At 52.2% G+C, this 1,250-nt stretch carries 1 protein-coding gene; it reads right to left on the bottom strand.

Features of this window, described 5'->3' with window-relative positions; genetic code table 11:
* Positions 1 to 184: 184 nt before the first annotated feature.
* The coding region (gene cydB / locus C5S62_RS01415; protein WP_104403748.1) for a cytochrome d ubiquinol oxidase subunit II at positions 185 to 1,250 on the bottom strand (1,066 nt) is incomplete at its 5' end.

The raw sequence follows: 1,250 nt of genomic DNA, 5'->3' as shown, positions 1-1,250 counted from the left end.
GGCTTTTTCACCGCCTGATACTTACAGAAAAAGCCGCCTTTACGGGGCGGCTTTCTATTTCAGAGCAAAGATACAACATAAACGTCCTGAAAGCAAGAAATGTTAAATACCGTATTGAAAGTCTCTTTGTTTATTATATGCAAAAAGACTTAAATATCATTAACCATTCATACTGGAAAAAGTATCAGTATTTGTGTTCTTCCTCTTCTAGTTCGCGGCGTGTCATGCTTTTGCGGTCAATGGCATGCCAGGCGTAGGCGATGTAGGCCAATACGAAGGGAATGATGAGTGATACCCATGCCATAGCCGTCAGGGTAAATTGGCTGGAGCAACTGTTGGCCAGTGTGAGCGAGCTTTGAAGATCGGAGGAAGAAGGGTAGTAGGCCGTTCCGTTGAAGCCGGCCAAAAGCAAGAGCGAAAGCACCGTGAGCACTGTTCCCACGCCTGCCGGCCAGATGCCTCGTATGAAATTCGGGCGTAAGAGGGTGAGACCGATGCCTGCTACCACCAGCAGCACGCCGGTGCCCAGCGTGGCGGCCACCAGCGGCATGTCTGTGAGATTGGTCAGGTATTTGTAATCCTCCATGCTGATCTGTCCTGATGCGTCTACGGCAAATCCTGATTTGGTGAACAGGAATCCGGCAAAGGCTACGAAACAGAGCAAAAAGGGTACGGCATCGGTTAAAACCTGACGTCGGATGCGGGGTTGCAGTTCGCGGTCTTCAATGCAGTTGAGCAGGTAGAGCGAGCCGAGTACGCGCGACAAGAACACTACGATGACACCCAGTATGATGTTCCACGGATCAGCCAAGGCGTCAAGGCCGTGCCAGGCATTGCCCCAACGGCTGATGGCCGGCACCGGCAAACTGTCGGCACCCATCATGGCGGCGTCCACATTGAAAGACGAACCGGTGAAGAACGTGGCTACTGCCGTGCCGAGCAGAAACGGTCCGAAGAAACCGTTGAAAACGAGAAAACGGCGGTAAACCTGCCGACCAAGCACGTTGCCCGGTTTTGACTGGAATTCATAACTCACGGCTTGAAGTACGAAAGATGCCAGAATGAGCATCCACACCCAATAGGCGCCTCCGAAGCTTGTGCTGTAGAAAAGCGGGAATGCCGCGAAAAAGGCGCCTCCGAAAGTGACAAGTGTCGTAAAGGTAAATTCCCATTTCCTGCCGGTGGCATTGACGATGAGTGTCCGCTCTTCCTCGTTGCGTCCCAGACGGAATATGAGAGAATTGGCACCC

Origin of the sequence: Prevotella sp. MGM2, from assembly GCF_002933955.1 — a bacterium.
In the GTDB taxonomy this organism is placed as follows: Bacteria; Bacteroidota; Bacteroidia; order Bacteroidales; family Bacteroidaceae; genus Alloprevotella.
Note: the sequence above shows the minus strand (reverse complement) of the source record. Positions and strands in the feature narration are given on the sequence as shown.